This window comes from Luteibacter sp. HAY1-4A (genome assembly GCF_056755355.1).
Genome location: NZ_JBNDHZ010000072.1, coordinates 1 through 14630 on the forward strand (window position 1 = coordinate 1; position 14630 = coordinate 14630).

The following is a 14630-nucleotide window of genomic DNA, read 5'->3' on the forward strand; positions in this document are numbered from 1 at the left end:
AGATGTGTATAAGAGACAGTCTTCGCGCTGCTTCGGTTTGGGTTTCTCCCCACCGAAGCCACCAAATGCCCATGCCGCGATGATGATCAAAAGCAAGGCGATGCTTGCCAATAGACCCAACGCTCGTCGGTTCATGCGGCGCATGTCGCTCGAGGTCAGCTGGGGCGCATTGCTGTCGAGGTCTGGCTGGGCCCGCTGGCGGGCTTGAGAGGCGTACGGGTTTCCCGCCAGCGGGTCACGCTGGTTCTCATGGTTTTCCCGCGGTGCCTCGTTGCCGGCACCGGCTTCGTCTTCCGGGTGATGTGGCGTGTTGGGGCTCACTTCTTGGTGTTCCTTCGCAGACCCACGACGTTGTCGTCGTGGCGAATAACCAGGTAGGGGTACGTGCCGTGGACAACGATGGTGTTGCCTTCCACCGTCGTATTCACGACCGAGTCCTCGCCGTGTTCCTTTTCGCGCATGTAGACCGTCGGGAAATTCCCCGTCGGGAATTGCTTCAGATCAGGCATCTTGATGTAAGTGAACCGGCCGTCGTCGTACACATTGATGGGTACGAGCCAAGGCGCGGTGCGACGCTTCTTCGCGTAGTCGTAGTCGAAGTTGTAGTCGCGCCCCTTGACGAGCTCGGTGTCGAGCATGGGGGCTTCCTCGACCTTCTTCGTCTCCGCCATGAAGCTGGTGTCGGCGGGGTAGTTGAAGACGATCTTGTACTGAACACCCGCACGCCGGGCTTGCTCCAACGTCTTCCAGTCGGTGGCGACCACCTTCAGCTCGAAGATGTAGGAGTGCGTCGCCGTGCGAATCATCATGTTCGTATCGACGTCGATGTTCTTCGGCTTCACGTAAAAGACGTTGTCGCGGCGGGTCAGGTCCCACCCGCTGCTGAAGCCGGTGCTGTAGTCCAGGATCTTTTCGCTGGGACTCAACTCGATCTGGGTGGTGATGCCCAGGCCGGTGCGCACCTGGTAGATGCGGTCGGCAGCGTATTCGTACGTGGTCAGGGCCGAGGTCGCCACCGGCATGGCCGGCGGGGAGATCTGCGCGGTCTCTGCGAACGACGCTTGCACGAGGGTCAGAGCGGTCGCTCCGAGAAGCCATCGCACATTCAACTTGCGGGATCGATTCATCAACGGCGCCCTCCATTGGCGGCGCTTCGGGCGGTGGAATGGACCGCTGGCGCGGCGGCGGTAGGTGCTGGAACGGGCGCGGCCGCATTGCCAGCCGGATAGGCCGGCGCGGGCGGAAGCGGAGACGGTGGGATCGCGCCGTTTTGCAGTGACCCCTGAGTGCCTTGTACCGGGATTGCGGCCGGAACCTGGCCTGCGGGAGTTGCCGGGGGCATATCGTCAGGGTCCATGGACTGGACTGGCGCCGTGGCGGGGGTACCGGCGGTCGGCGTCTGGGTAGCCGTGGCGTCGCCGGCGGCAGCCGCTTGAGGGACTTCCACCGGCACCGCATCGCCGTAGTCGCTGTCCACGCGGTAGCTCGTGACCTGGAAGCCCAATGGATTCTCGATCCGGCTCTGGTCGTCCATCTGCAGGTTCGTCTTGTAGACGAACTCCATCGTTGCGATCTTGCTGTCGAGAGGAGTGGTTCCGCCGTTTGCCTTGTCGAACACACTGCGTTGGAAGCGCACGGTGGCGCCCTTGGGGGTGCTGTTCACCCCGCCGCCGACGAGAACGATGCTCAGGATCTTGACGCGGACGGCCTTGTTCGCGCCGTACGTCTTGTACGGGCTGTACTGGTTGGAAGGCGAATGCAGTGCCCGATAGGGGCCCGAGACGTTTGGCGCGGCCATGGTCATGACAGTTGGCCAATCCCGCATGTTCGTCAGGGCCAGATCGTAGGATTCCCGGGCCAGCACGAAATGGGCGATGTTGCTGCGATTGACGGCCTCGCTCGACGTGATCCTGCGATTCACAAGGTCGTCGGTCAGTCGCGCGATGGAGCTGACGCCGGAATACGGGTCGGCCAGCACCACGTAGGGCACTTTCTCTTTCAGCGGCAGCATGTAGAAGTACCCGCCGAGAAGGATCAGCGCGCTGACGGTGGCGCAGCCAGCTACGAGCCAGGCGCGCTTCTCGCTGCGCCTGGCCATGTCGGCGATCGTGACTTCGAAATCGACGCTTCTCGAAACGGCCTCGTCGATCTTGGGCGAACTTTTCTTCTTCAGCATGAGGGACGGTTGCCTGTTCGTCGGTGCATACGCGGTTCGTTATCGGGCGGCCGCGGTCGCGGCGACAGGCTCGGTGCCGGTCGACGGAGTCGTGGTGACAGGCGCTTGGGGAGCGGCGTCCGGCTGGCCGCTCGGGGGAGTCGTGATCGTGCTTATTTCCTCCACGACGAGATCCGGCCCTGCGACCAGCACCGCTACGCCCTGAGGACCGTAGATCGAACTGAGCTGGGACACCGCGTCGCGCAGTTCCGTGGTGTGAATGGCCGACGCAGCCTTGGTCAGTGTGAAATCCGAGCGCAGCTTGTACTGGAGCTTCATCCCATTGTCCGCAGTCCAGCGCGACAGCATCGTTTTCAACGTGCCATCCATGGGCGCGGCGTAATACGTGTACGGAACCGCCAGGGGAATCTCGGTGGTCTTGTCCTCGAAGTGGTTTACGGGTTTCCACGACCCGCCGAAGTCTTTGGCGGCGGGCGTGCCGCATGCAGAGAGCATTGCGGCAAATAAGGCCATGACACAGAGGGCGAGCTTCGAAGGCATGTGTGGTTTCACGCGTGGGTTGTCTGTGGTCTCGGAGCAATCAAGCGAGTGCGGAACCGGGCGCAGGGCTTTGCGCGCCGCGACCGAGTCGCCAGCGTTTAAAACACTGCGTTTGAAACTCAAGTTCCGGTACCGGGAGCGGGGCTGGTCCCGGTGAAAGAGCCGCAGTGGTGATTCCACTTGCGGAGGTGCTACGTGCGACTGGAGCCTCGAACCCTGAGGGGCACGAGCGACATGCAAATCATCCATACAACATCCTGTACAAGCGCCGTGGCGCCCTTGCATTACGTGCCAGCGAAGAATGGCCGTGCGCTGAGCGAGGCGATGAAAGATCGCCTACCCAAAGTTGCGCCAATTCAGGCCTTGGATTCCCCACCCCTTAGCGGACCCCTGCCCGCGGCGTAAAGATAACGCAACATCTGTTTTCTGACTACGGTGTGATGTACCTGATTTTGCGACCAATGTCACACATTGCAGGCATGTAATATGCGTGAAACCCGCCAAAGCTTTGACGTGGGTCTCGAAACCAGTGCGAACTGCGGCTGAGATTTGCCGTATATGTATAAGACTCGTGAAGGTTGCGATTGAAAGCATATTTTTTCCCCTCGTCGCGCGGAAACTCGCACGCGACTGTTTCAGGCGCGCTACGACGCGTTGCCGGGTTCGCCGGGTGAGGCCACTCGTGGTTCGGAAAAGGTTGACTGAACTCGTCGCCCATCGTCAGCGGTACGCGGCCACCTGCTTTGTGCGGAGTTCCCGCTTAGCGGCACACGGGCCCGCCCGCTTGTTCGCTACAGGCGCCGTGGTATTGCCGACGTGGTGCATACCGATTGCGTGGCGCGTAGGCATGAGTGAGCAAGCTTGATTCATCCGTGTTTTCTCCGACGCGAGGCCCTTGTCATCGCGACAAAGAGACACCCGTAACGAGTCCATGCGAGCAACTGAAGGTTGGCATGATATCGGCGGTCCGTCGTTCTCGCAATCGTTTCGCTCAACTTGCTCCACAGGTCCAGGCAAGAACGTCATCGACATCCCCGCATGCCGGGAGTAGAACTCCTGCTTTTATCTAAGGAGCACCCATGGCTGCCGCCCCCATTCCCACCGATGCCGATCTTGACGAGCTGGCCCGGCAGGTCGCCGAGGCCGCGCAGGAGAAACGGGTCATGGTGGCTACGGCGGAGTCGTGCACCGGCGGTTGGATCGCGAAGACGCTCACCGACCTGGCCGGCAGTTCCGCGTGGTTCGAGGCTGGGGTCGTTTCCTATAGCTATAGCGCCAAGGAGGCGCTGCTCGGCGTGAACCCCCGCACGCTCGAACGCACCGGCGCCGTCAGCGAAGAGACCGTTCTGGAAATGGTGTCCGGTGCCTTGGCGAGGTATGGGGCGGGGGTCGCCGTCGCCGTCACGGGCATCGCGGGCCCGTCTGGCGGCACGCCCGACAAACCCGTCGGTACCGTCTGGATCGGCTGGAAGCGGCGCGGGGGCTATGCCCACGCCCGGCTTTACCATTTCGACGGGGATCGCGAGGCGGTCAGGCGGCAGACGGTCGCCGCCGCGCTTGTTGGAATGACCGCCGAACTGAAGGGTTGAACCCGGCCGGCTATGGCAAACTTGGGGATTGCGGATCGCAGTCCCTGAGACCACGGTCGGGCAAGATACTCACCTACACACGACCGGAATTCACGATGGACGACAATAAGCGCAAGGCGCTGGCGAGTGCGCTCGGCCAGATCGAAAAGCAGTTCGGCAAGGGTGCCGTGATGCGTCTTGGCGACCGCGTCGACGACCAGATCGACACCGTGTCGACCGGCTCGCTCGGCCTGGACATCGCCCTCGGCATCGGCGGCCTCCCGCGCGGCCGTGTCGTCGAAATCTACGGTCCGGAATCGTCGGGCAAGACCACGCTGACCTTGCAGGCCATCGCCTCCTGCCAGCGTGACGGCGGCACCGCGGCGTTCGTCGACGCCGAGCACGCCCTCGATCCCAGTTACGCCGAGAAACTCGGAGTCAATGTCGCCGACCTCCTGGTCAGCCAGCCGGACACCGGCGAGCAGGCCCTGGAAATCGCCGACATGCTCGTGCGCTCGGGCGCCGTGGACATGGTGGTGGTCGACTCCGTCGCCGCGCTCACCCCGAAGGCCGAAATCGAAGGCGAAATGGGCGATTCTCACGTGGGCCTGCACGCTCGCCTCATGAGCCAGGCGCTGCGCAAGCTCACCGCCAACATCAAGAAGTCGAACTGCCTCGTCATCTTCATCAACCAGATCCGCATGAAGATCGGCGTGATGTTCGGCAGCCCGGAAACCACCACCGGCGGTAACGCGCTGAAGTTCTATGCTTCCGTCCGCCTCGACATCCGCCGCATCGGCGCGGTGAAGAAGGGCGAGGAGGTCATCGGTTCCGAGACCCGCGTGAAGGTGGTGAAGAACAAGGTGGCGCCGCCATTCCGCCAGACCGAGTTCGAGATCCTCTACGGCGAGGGCACCTCCCGCGAGGGCGAGATCATCGAACTCGGCGTGCGCGAGAGCCTGATCGACAAGTCCGGCGCCTGGTACAGCTACAAGGGCGACCGCATCGGCCAGGGCAAGGAGAACGTGCGCCAGTTCCTGCGCGACAACCCGGCCATCGCGAACGAGATCGATGCCGAGCTGCGTTCCCGCCTGCTGGTCAAGCCGGGCAAGGGCGACGCGACGGCCAGCGACAACGAGCAGGATGCGCTCGAGGAAGTCTGATCCGGGGGCGGGCAAGGGCGATCGAAAGGCCGATCGCCCAAGCCGCACCGCGTACGACAAGGCGCTCGGGCTGCTTGCCCGGCGCGAACACTCCCGCCGCGAACTCGCGCAGAAGCTCGAGCGCGGCGGTTTCGCGCGTGACGAATCCGCCGCTGCGGTCGATCGCCTCGGCGACCAGGGCTACCAGGACGACACCCGCTTCGCCGAAGCGCTGGTCCGCAGCCGGGTAGGGCAGGGCTACGGTCCCGCCCGCATTCGGGCGGAGTTGCGCAGCCAGGGCGTCGGCGACGCAACGATCCGCCAGCTTATCGAGGCCGCGAACGTCGATTGGGAGCATCTCGGCGCCCAGCAGCTTCGCCGGCGCTATGGCGCACCGGTCGCCGATCCCACGGAAAGGGCCCGCAGGGCGCAATTCCTCTTGCGTCGTGGCTTCGCCGCCGCCACAGTACGTGTTCTTACCCACGCCGATGCGGAAGACCCCGACGACGACTGAAGGCAGCGAGCCTTGATTCTGGACGGAGCGTCCCCGCGGTACGCCTCGCAGCTCCGAAGCCACGATCGCTCATGAAAACTGCCGACATCCGTTCGACCTTCCTCGACTTCTTCCGCTCCAAGGACCACACCATCGTGCCGTCGGCATCGCTGGTGCCGTCGAACGACCCCACGCTGCTGTTCACCAATTCGGGCATGGTGCCCTTCAAGAACGTGTTCCTGGGCAGCGAGAAGCCGGGCTTCGTGCGTGCTGCCGATGTGCAGCGCTGCCTGCGCGCCGGTGGCAAGCACAACGACCTGGACGCGGTGGGCTACACGGCCCGCCACCACACCTTCTTCGAAATGCTGGGCAACTGGTCGTTCGGCGACTACTTCAAGCGCGACGCCATCCGCTATGCCTGGGAACTCCTCACGGCGGTCTACAAGCTGCCGGCCGAACGCCTGTGGGTCACGGTGTACCACACCGACGACGAGGCCTATGAGATCTGGCACAAAGAGATCGGTGTGCCCGCCGAGCGCATCGTGCGCATCGGCGACAACAAGGGCGCTCCCTTCGCTTCGGACAACTTCTGGCAGATGGCAGATACCGGCCCCTGCGGTCCGTGCACCGAGATCTTCTACGACCACGGCCCGGACGTGGCTGGTGGCCCCCCGGGCTCGCCGGACGAGGATGGCGACCGCTACATCGAGATCTGGAACCTCGTGTTCATGCAGTTCGACCGCGCGCCGGACGGCACGCTCTCGCCGCTGCCCGCCCCGTGCGTCGACACCGGCATGGGACTCGAGCGCCTTGCGGCGGTGCTGCAGCACGTGCACTCGAACTACGAGATCGACCTCTTCGCACACCTGATCGCGGAAGCGTCGCGCCTCACGGGTACCGCCGACCTGGCGAACAAGTCGCTCCGCGTCATCGCGGACCATATCCGTGCCTGCTCCTTCCTCATCGTCGATGGCGTGCTGCCGTCCAACGAGGGCCGCGGTTACGTGCTCCGTCGCATCATTCGCCGCGCGCTTCGCCACGGCTGGATGCTCGGCGTGCGCGGCGACTTCTTCTGGAAGATGGTGGCGCCACTCGTGGCCGAAATGGGCGACGCGTATCCGGAGCTGGCCGCGAAGAAAACCTTCGTGGAGCAGGCGCTGAAGACCGAGGAAGAGCGCTTCGGCGAAACCCTGGAGAACGGCATGCGGCTGTTCGACGATATTGCCGCGAAATCGGGCCAGATCATTCCCGGCGCCGACGCGTTCCGTCTTTACGATACCTATGGCTTCCCGGTCGACCTCACCGCCGACATTGCACGCGAGCGCGACATGAGCGTGGACATGGAAGGCTTCGAGCGCGCCATGGGCGAGCAGCGGGCCCGTGCCCGCGCCGCCAGCAACTTCGCCAGCAAGGCGCAGCTCCCCGCGGAAGTCGCCAGCGCGCTGGCGCCGACGGTGTTCACCGGTTACGACCACCTGGACCTGGTCGACGCCAAGGTGCTGGCCATCGTTCGCGACGGCAAGGCGGTCGACCGCCTCGCCGATGGTGAGGAAGCGTTCGTGTTGCTGGATCGCACCCCGTTCTACGCCGAGTCCGGTGGTCAGGTCGGGGACACCGGTACGTTGGGCAATCCGTCGGGTGCCTTCGCGGTCACCGACACCCAGAAAGTGGGCGGTGCCTTCTTCGCGCACTTCGGTAGCTGGCAAGGCTCGGCACCGTTGGAGAAGGGCGCCACGGTGTCGGCGTCGGTCGACGCGGCGCAGCGCCAGGCGACGGTCCTCAACCACTCGGCCACGCACCTGCTGCACGCGGCACTTCGCCAGGTCCTCGGCGACCACGTGGCACAGAAGGGTTCGCTGGTGGCACCGGAGCGCCTGCGCTTCGACTTCTCGCACCTGAAGGCGGTGACCCCTGAGGAACTCGCCCAGGTCGAGCGTATGGTGAACGACGAGATCCGGCGCAATGCGGCTGCGGAAGTCCATCACATGGGCTACGACGAAGCGATCGACTTCGGTGCCATCGCGCTGTTCGGCGAGAAGTACGGCGCGGAAGTGCGTGTGCTGAAGATGGGTGGCTTTTCCACCGAGCTTTGCGGCGGTACGCACGTCACCCGCACGGGCGACATCGGCCTTTTCAAGATCGTCTCGGAATCGGGCGTGGCCGCCGGCGTGCGCCGCATCGAAGCCGTTACCGGGGCGGGCGCCATGGCCCGCGTGGCCGACGAGGAGCGCATCCTGGGCGAAGTATCCGGCTTGCTGGCCGCCACCGGCGACGACGTGGTCGAGAAACTGCGACAGCTCTTCGACCGCCAGAAGAAGCTCGAGCGCGAGATCGAATCGTACAAGTCCAAGGCCGCCAGCTCCGCTTCGGCCGACCTCGCGGCGAACGCCGTGGACGTTGGCGGTATCAAAGTTGTCGCCGCCCGTCTTGAAGGTTTGGATGCAAAGTCGCTTCGTGACAGCATGGACGTTTTGAAACAGCGGCTTGGCGACTGCGCCATCGTCCTGGCCGGCGCCGTGGACGGACGCGTTTCGCTCGTGGCTGGCGTGGGCGGTGCCGCGCTGGGCAAGGTGAAGGCGGGCGACCTGGTTGCCGAAGTGGCGTCGCGCATCGAAGGCAAGGGTGGCGGCCGTGCCGACATGGCCCAGGGTGGTGGCCTCGACAGCCCGGAACTCCCGGGCATCCTCGCCGGCATTCCTGCCTGGGTGGAAGCGCGGCTGCGCTGAACGGTAGGTAGCCAGGGTGTCGCAACCGCGCCCTGGCGCACGTATTCGTGGGTTCGTGCGTTGCGTACCCCGGTTTGGCTCGGCTAGTATCATCCGAATGTCGAAAGCATCCTTCGGCATCGGTCCTTCGGACCGCGATGGCAGGACAGCTGGTCAGCGACACACACAACTAGAGCCGGGGAAGGCAATCGGCCTTCGATGGTCGAAACGTCGATCCATTGACGGCAAGCACTCGGGGTGAGGTTGTCGTTGGTGGGGAAGCCAATACCTGATTTTATGGAGTATCAATCATGCTGATTCTGACCCGCCGGGTCGGTGAAACCCTGATGATCGGCGACGAGGTGACCGTCACCGTTCTGGGTGTGAAGGGTAACCAGGTGCGCATCGGCATCAATGCGCCGAAGAACGTCGCGGTTCATCGCGAAGAAATTTACCAGCGCATCAAGAACGAGAACGATCCCACCGGCCACTCCGGGGACGACCAGTAAACACTTTACGGCCGAAGCAAGGGCAAGTATCCTTGCTGGCTCGTTACACGGAGAGTTGCCCGAGAGGCCGAAGGGGCTCCCCTGCTAAGGGAGTATAGGGTCAAAAGCCTTATCGAGGGTTCGAATCCCTCACTCTCCGCCAGTTACGCAAAGCGCCCCGAAAGGGGCGTTTTGCGTTATTGCAGCACGCTCAGGAAGCAAGCGGCGGAAACGAAGTAATCCGCAATTTTGCGCCCGCATAAGGCACCAGCCGCAGCGTTGTAGCGGGCTCGTCCTCGGGCGCCGGTTTCACCGGCACGGGATCGGCCGCGCCTTCTTCAGCCTTCCACGCCACGAGCCTCCCCCGCACCGCGAGCGTGACGGCCGGCGTTGCGCCCGCGAAAGGCCGCGCTCCGATGGCGTGCTGTTCGACCTTGCCCGGATCGCCTGCCGCGAAGTTCCACGACGTCGTGGGATACACCTGCCAGTCGTTCGTGAGCCCGCGCTTGCGCCACTTCACCCAGGCCTCGCCGACAGGGAGTGAAAACACGAGCGCGCCGCGGCTGAAGCTGACGGAGTCGTTGAAACCCTTTTCGGTCACCACGTCGGCAGGGAAGGCAAGTTCGACCTTGTCGCCCGCCGACCACTTCCGTTCCACCGTGAGGAAGCCTTCGCCGGCGGTCGCCTTGACCGACTCGCCGTTGATCTTCACCGACGTCGACCGGCACCAGCCGGGCAGACGCAGGCGTAGCGGGAAGGTAACCGGCGACGCCGGCCGAAGGACGATAGCGATGTCGTCGCGGAACGGATAGTCGGTGGTCTGCTCGATCTCTATCGGTACGCCACGCGCCACCGTGCTGACGCGACAGGGCGCGTACACCGTCGCGGCGAGGCCACCGTCGGCGCAAGCCATCCATAAGCTTGCCGTAAGTTTCGGCCATCCCTGGTGGAAGTTGGCCGTGCAGCATCCGAAATGCGGATCGAGGCCGAACAGGTTGGCTTCCGGTCCGTTCGTCGTCCACGGCCGGCGATGCAGGCTGCATTCCACCTGGTTGGGCTGCTGATCGTACTGGTGCGCCCACATGTCGTCGGTGAAGGCGGCCGGCAAGGCGTTGTAGGCGATGCGCTCGATACGGTCGCCGAGCACGGCATCGCCGGTGATGGCCAATGCCGTTTCCAGCGAATACATCGCTTCCACCACAGCACACAGTTCGATGCCCTGCGACGGACTGCGCCCCGCGAGATGTTCGTCCGCGGAGAACATGCCGTTAGGCAGGCCGTGATAACGGTCAAGCTGTTCGAGCTGGTGATGGATGGCGGCGCGGTCGTCCGCACTGCGTGAGATCAGCGACCACACCGGCGACGCCTTCAGTGCTTGGGCGACATTGACACCATGCACCTGCAACCCGTCGTCCTCCATGAAGGCATCCTTGCCGCCCTTTGCTTCGACCATCTTCTTATCGGTCTTTTCCTTGAACGGGAAGTTCGCATACATCGCCTGCCAGTCGTAACCCTGTTTCTTCAACAGGGCGGCCAGTTCGAGAAGCTTCGGATCCTGCGTGCGCGCATAGAGCCAGAGGATCGAGGCCACTTCATCCTGCCAGCGCATGCGACCCCAGTCGCGCAGCGGGCGTTCCGGCAACGCCCCCAGCTGGTAATGGAAATAGCGCGTCATGAAAGGCACGACGCGCGCATCGCCCGTCAGCTCCTGGTACTGCGTCAGCACCTTGAGCATGACCATGCGCGGCCACCAGTCGTCGTTCGACTTCGGGCCGAACATGCCGTTGGGCCAGGGGTTCGCGAGAGTCCAGTCGATGAAGCGCTGTGCTTTCGCCTTCAGTGCCGGCGAATCGAGTTGCCACGCCAGGGGCAAAAGGCCGTCGACGAAATAGGGGCCGCGCTCCCACGACTCACCCTTGCCACCGAGCCAGCCGCTGTCCGGGCCAAGATCCGGCCAAGTCTCATCCACCCGTCCGCCGAGGCCCGCTGCCTGTATCTCCAGCTGGCGCCGCAGCCAGCCCGTCGGGCGTATCGAACCTGCGGGAAGGAGCTGGAGGGGTTGCGGGGCGAGCGGTGCCGGCGGGAATACGGCGGCGGGGCTTTGTTTCGCGCCAGCGACGGCGCGTTCCACCGGGAGGAGGGAGGCCAGGGTTCCGAGGGCGGATGCCTGAAGGAATCCGCGTCGGCCGGAAAGAGTGGAATCGCGCATTCGGAAAGATCCTGTCGCCGTCTACCGTGACGTGAATATGTCCTACTTTTCGATGCGGCGAAAGGCACGGAGTCGTGCAAAAGAAAAAGGCCCCGAAAATACGCCACTGGGGCGGATAACGGAGCCTCGATCTTCGAATTTTGGTCGGGGAGACAGGATTCGAACCTGCGACTTCTACGTCCCGAACGTAGCGCTCTACCAGGCTGAGCTACACCCCGACGGGAGCCGCGTATATTAGCCATGGGGCGGTTCCTTGGCAACAGGGCGTCGCACTTTTTTTACATGCGGCCGGGGCGGGACATGGCCATCTGCTAATCTAAGCGGCTGCCGCATGGCGGCGTCCGTACAGCCTGTCCGAAGAGGAATTGCATGGCACTCACCCCGGCCCGCACCATGCCCGGTGTCCTCGAGCTCCTGCCGCTCGACCAGATCGCGTTCCAGCGCATGCTGGACACGATTCGCCGCAATTACGAGCGCTTCGGCTTCCTGCCGATCGAAACCCCGGTCATCGAATACAGCGACGTGCTCCTGACGAAGACGGGCGGAGAAACCGAGCGCCAGGTCTATTTCGTCCAGTCGACCGGCGCCCTCGGCGCGGCGGCGGAAAAGGGCGGGGTGCCGGAGCTGGCGCTTCGCTTCGACCTGACGGTGCCCCTCGCCCGGTACGTGGCCGAGCACGAGCACGACCTCAGCTTCCCGTTCCGCCGTTACCAGATGCAGCGGGTGTATCGCGGCGAGCGCGCGCAGCGGGGACGCTTCCGCGAGTTCTACCAATGCGATATCGACGTCATCGGCAAGGACTCCTTGTCGGTGCGCTACGACGCCGAGATTCCCGCGGTGATCTACAGCGTCTTCCGCGACCTGAACATCGGCCTGTTTACCATCCAGTTGAACAACCGCAAGCTGATGCGCGGCTACTTCGAGAACCTGGGTATCGCCGACCCCGAACAGCAGATGCTGGTTTTGCGTGAGGTGGACAAGCTCGACAAGCGTGGCCCGGATTACGTGCGCGACACGCTTACCGGCGAAGCGTTCGGCTTGTCGCTCGACGTGGCGACGAAGATCCTCGCCTTCGTGCAGGTCCGTTCGACGTCGGTCGCGGATGCCTTCGCCCAACTCGACGCCCTGGGTGCCGGTTCGGAAACCTTCGAGCAGGGCAGGATCGAGCTGAAGGAAGTTCTTGCCATGATCCGCGACTTCGGCGTGCCGGAGACGCATTTCGCGCTGAACCTGTCCATCGCCCGCGGCCTGGACTACTACACGGGCACCGTCTACGAGACCACGCTCAACGACCATCCGGGCATCGGCTCCATCTGTTCGGGCGGTCGCTACGAGAACCTCGCGGGCCAGTACACCAAGTCGCACCTCCCGGGTGTCGGCATTTCCATCGGCCTGACGCGTCTCTATTGGCAGCTGCGCGACGCGGGGCTCATTTCCACCGCGCAGAGCACGGTCGACGTCCTGGTCACGCAGATGGACGCGGCGCAGTTGCCCACCTACCTCGCGGTAGCCGGTGAGCTGCGCAGCGCCGGCATCGCCACGGAGGTGGTGCTGGAGGGCGGCAAGCTCGGCAAGCAGTTCAAGTACGCCGATCGCGCCGGCATCCGTTTCGTCGTCGTCATCGGCGAAGACGAAATCGCCAAGGGCGTGGTCACCGTGAAGGACCTGCGCCGCGAAGACCAGTTCGAGGTGTCGCGCGCCGACCTGGTGAAGACGCTGCGCGTCGAACTGGCCCAGGCCGAGATTGGCCGCTGATTCCCCCTCCCACCGACGTCCCACGGCCCAACCATGACCAGCAGCATCCTCCTCGACGGCCGTAGCCTCACGCGCGCCCAAGTCGCCGCCATCGCCCGCCAGGGCGCCACGATCCGCCTGGACGAGGCGCAACTGGTGAAGGTGAAGCGGGCCGCCGACTTCCTCGCCGAGAAGGTGGGCGGGGGCGAGCCGATTTACGGCGTGACCACCGGGTTCGGCAGCAATGCCGACAAGCTGCTCGGCGCACACCGCGTGCGCGACGAGCTTCCCGGCGGTAACCCGGAACCGCGCGAAGGCACGCTGCTGGAAGAACTGCAGCACAACCTCATCATTACCCACGCCGTCTGCGTCGGTAAGCCGTTCTCCGCGGAAGTGGTGCGCGCCATGCTCGCCATCCGCGTGAACACGCTGATGAAGGGACACTCGGGTATCCGCGTGGAAACCCTGCGCGCGCTGGCCGAGCTGCTGAACCGCGATGTGATTCCGGTGGTGCCGGAGAAGGGTTCCGTGGGCGCCAGCGGCGACCTCGCACCGCTTTCGCACCTGGCCATCGTGCTCCTCGGCGGTGGCGAAGCGTTCTACAAGGGCGAACGGATGCCTGGCGCGAAGGCGCTGGCGGCCGCGGGGCTCGAGCCGGTGCGTCTCTCGTTCAAGGAAGGCCTGGCGCTGAACAACGGCACGACGCAGATGCTCGCCACCGGCGTGCTCGCGCTCGACACGATGGACATGCTGATCCGTACCGCCGATCTCGCCGCGGCGATGACACTGGACGCCTTCGCCGGCCGTACCGGTGCCTACGCCGAGGAAGTGCATGCGCTTCGCCCGCATCCGGGCCAGGTGGAGGCGGCGCGCAATATCCGCGGCCTGCTCGAAGGCTCCACGCTCGCCGATATTCCTTATCACCTGGTGCCGCGTTTCCGTCCGTGGCTCTCCGACTCCTGGTCGGAACCCGCGGAGCAGGCCTACCGTTTCGACATCGGTTGGGATTGGGTGCCGGCCACGCAGCGCCATGGCAAGGAGGCGTTCTATTCGCGCTTCCTGCCGTTCAAGGGTGGCAAGAAACACCAGCCGCAGGATGCGTACTGCCTTCGCTGCGCGCCGCAGGTGCATGGCGCGGTGCGCGATGCGTGGGAACAGGCCTGCCGCGTGTTCGATGTCGAACTCAACGCCGTTACCGACAATCCGCTGGTTTTCCCGGATGCGGAGAACGCGGAAGTCATCGAAGACCAGGTGATCTCCGCCGGTCACTTCCATGGCATGCCGCTCGCGCTGGCCATGAGCTACCTGAAAGCGGCCATTCCCGTGTTGGCCTCCATTTCGGAGCGTCGCACGGCCAAGCTCGTGGACCCGGCGAACAACGACGGGCTGCCCGCGTTCCTCATCGGTAACGAGGACGCCACGGATTCCGGTTTCATGATCGTGCAGTACACCGCCGCCGCGCTGGTGAACGACCTCGCCACGCGTGCCCACCCGGCCTCCGTGTACTCCGTGCCGACCAGTGCGAACGCGGAAGACCATGTGTCCATGGGTGCCAACGAGGCCCGCCACGTGCTG

The 14630-nt window shown here is 64.3% G+C and carries 10 protein-coding genes, 2 tRNA genes and 2 pseudogenes; 8 read left to right on the plus strand and 6 right to left on the minus strand.

The window, feature by feature from the left end; all coding sequences use genetic code 11:
• The 4 genes and pseudogenes from ACPYOD_RS17955 to ACPYOD_RS17970 form a co-directional block, all read right to left on the minus strand.
• Positions 1-321 (minus strand): annotated as a pseudogene (locus ACPYOD_RS17955) (TrbI/VirB10 family protein); the annotation flags it as partial.
• Entirely contained in the window at positions 318-1022 is a 705-nt protein-coding gene (locus ACPYOD_RS17960; protein ID WP_481303082.1) for a TrbG/VirB9 family P-type conjugative transfer protein, read from the minus strand. The pseudogene ACPYOD_RS17955 and the gene ACPYOD_RS17960, both read right to left, overlap by 4 nt.
• 104 nt (positions 1023-1126) lie before the next feature.
• Positions 1127-2176: a VirB8 family type IV secretion system protein gene (locus ACPYOD_RS17965; protein WP_481303074.1), complete on the minus strand. Its 1050-nt coding sequence runs from the start codon at positions 2174-2176 to the stop codon at positions 1127-1129.
• 153 nt (positions 2177-2329) lie between these two features.
• Positions 2330-2716, minus strand: a pseudogene (locus ACPYOD_RS17970) (hypothetical protein); the annotation flags it as partial.
• A 1079-nt stretch (positions 2717-3795) separates the two neighbouring features.
• Here ACPYOD_RS17970 and ACPYOD_RS17975 point away from each other — a divergent pair.
• From ACPYOD_RS17975 to ACPYOD_RS18000, 6 genes are all read left to right on the plus strand, one after another.
• The gene (locus ACPYOD_RS17975) at positions 3796-4305 is read left to right on the plus strand and encodes a CinA family protein (RefSeq protein ID WP_481303075.1); all 510 of its coding nucleotides are present in this window, start codon (positions 3796-3798) and stop codon (positions 4303-4305) included.
• A 95-nt stretch (positions 4306-4400) separates the two neighbouring features.
• Entirely contained in the window at positions 4401-5447 is a 1047-nt protein-coding gene (gene recA, locus ACPYOD_RS17980) for a recombinase RecA (protein WP_481303076.1), read from the plus strand.
• Entirely contained in the window at positions 5428-5940 is a 513-nt protein-coding gene (locus tag ACPYOD_RS17985; protein ID WP_481303077.1) for a regulatory protein RecX, read from the plus strand. The genes recA and ACPYOD_RS17985 overlap by 20 nt, the downstream gene beginning before the upstream one ends.
• A gap of 71 nt (positions 5941-6011) precedes the next feature.
• Positions 6012-8645: an alanine--tRNA ligase gene (gene alaS / locus ACPYOD_RS17990; RefSeq protein WP_481303078.1), complete on the plus strand. Its 2634-nt coding sequence runs from the start codon at positions 6012-6014 to the stop codon at positions 8643-8645.
• Between the two features lie 290 nt (positions 8646-8935).
• Positions 8936-9133 (plus strand): carbon storage regulator CsrA, encoded by a 198-nt coding sequence (gene csrA, locus ACPYOD_RS17995; RefSeq protein ID WP_167022805.1) that lies wholly within the window; start codon positions 8936-8938, stop codon positions 9131-9133.
• Between the two features lie 49 nt (positions 9134-9182).
• Positions 9183-9275: transfer RNA gene (locus ACPYOD_RS18000), tRNA-Ser, on the plus strand.
• A gap of 48 nt (positions 9276-9323) precedes the next feature.
• Here the strand turns inward: ACPYOD_RS18000 and ACPYOD_RS18005 are convergent.
• Together ACPYOD_RS18005 and ACPYOD_RS18010 are read right to left on the minus strand one after the other, a co-directional pair.
• Positions 9324-11321: a beta-L-arabinofuranosidase domain-containing protein gene (locus tag ACPYOD_RS18005; protein WP_481303079.1), complete on the minus strand. Its 1998-nt coding sequence runs from the start codon at positions 11319-11321 to the stop codon at positions 9324-9326.
• Positions 11322-11462: 141 nt separating this feature from the next.
• Positions 11463-11539: transfer RNA gene (locus tag ACPYOD_RS18010), tRNA-Pro, on the minus strand.
• A 151-nt stretch (positions 11540-11690) separates the two neighbouring features.
• Here ACPYOD_RS18010 and hisS point away from each other — a divergent pair.
• Positions 11691-13076 carry a histidine--tRNA ligase gene (gene hisS, locus ACPYOD_RS18015; RefSeq protein WP_481303080.1) on the plus strand — a complete coding sequence of 462 codons (1386 nt, stop codon included), beginning with the start codon at positions 11691-11693 and terminating at the stop codon, positions 13074-13076.
• A 33-nt stretch (positions 13077-13109) separates the two neighbouring features.
• On the plus strand, positions 13110-14630 hold a 1521-nt coding region (locus ACPYOD_RS18020; RefSeq protein WP_481303081.1), incomplete at its 3' end, for an HAL/PAL/TAL family ammonia-lyase.

Bases quoted from the DNA above. Each gene is read 5' to 3' on its own strand.
- recA (WP_481303076.1), top strand. From the start codon at position 4,401: ATGGACGACAATAAGCGCAAGGCGCTGGCGAGTGCGCTCGGCCAGATC.
- ACPYOD_RS18005 (WP_481303079.1), bottom strand. From the start codon at position 11,321: ATGCGCGATTCCACTCTTTCCGGCCGACGCGGATTCCTTCAGGCATCC.
- ACPYOD_RS17965 (WP_481303074.1), bottom strand. From the start codon at position 2,176: ATGCTGAAGAAGAAAAGTTCGCCCAAGATCGACGAGGCCGTTTCGAGA.
- csrA (WP_167022805.1), top strand. From the start codon at position 8,936: ATGCTGATTCTGACCCGCCGGGTCGGTGAAACCCTGATGATCGGCGAC.
- ACPYOD_RS17985 (WP_481303077.1), top strand. From the start codon at position 5,428: ATGCGCTCGAGGAAGTCTGATCCGGGGGCGGGCAAGGGCGATCGAAAG.
- alaS (WP_481303078.1), top strand. From the start codon at position 6,012: ATGAAAACTGCCGACATCCGTTCGACCTTCCTCGACTTCTTCCGCTCC.
- ACPYOD_RS17975 (WP_481303075.1), top strand. From the start codon at position 3,796: ATGGCTGCCGCCCCCATTCCCACCGATGCCGATCTTGACGAGCTGGCC.
- hisS (WP_481303080.1), top strand. From the start codon at position 11,691: ATGGCACTCACCCCGGCCCGCACCATGCCCGGTGTCCTCGAGCTCCTG.
- ACPYOD_RS17960 (WP_481303082.1), bottom strand. From the start codon at position 1,022: ATGCCGGTGGCGACCTCGGCCCTGACCACGTACGAATACGCTGCCGAC.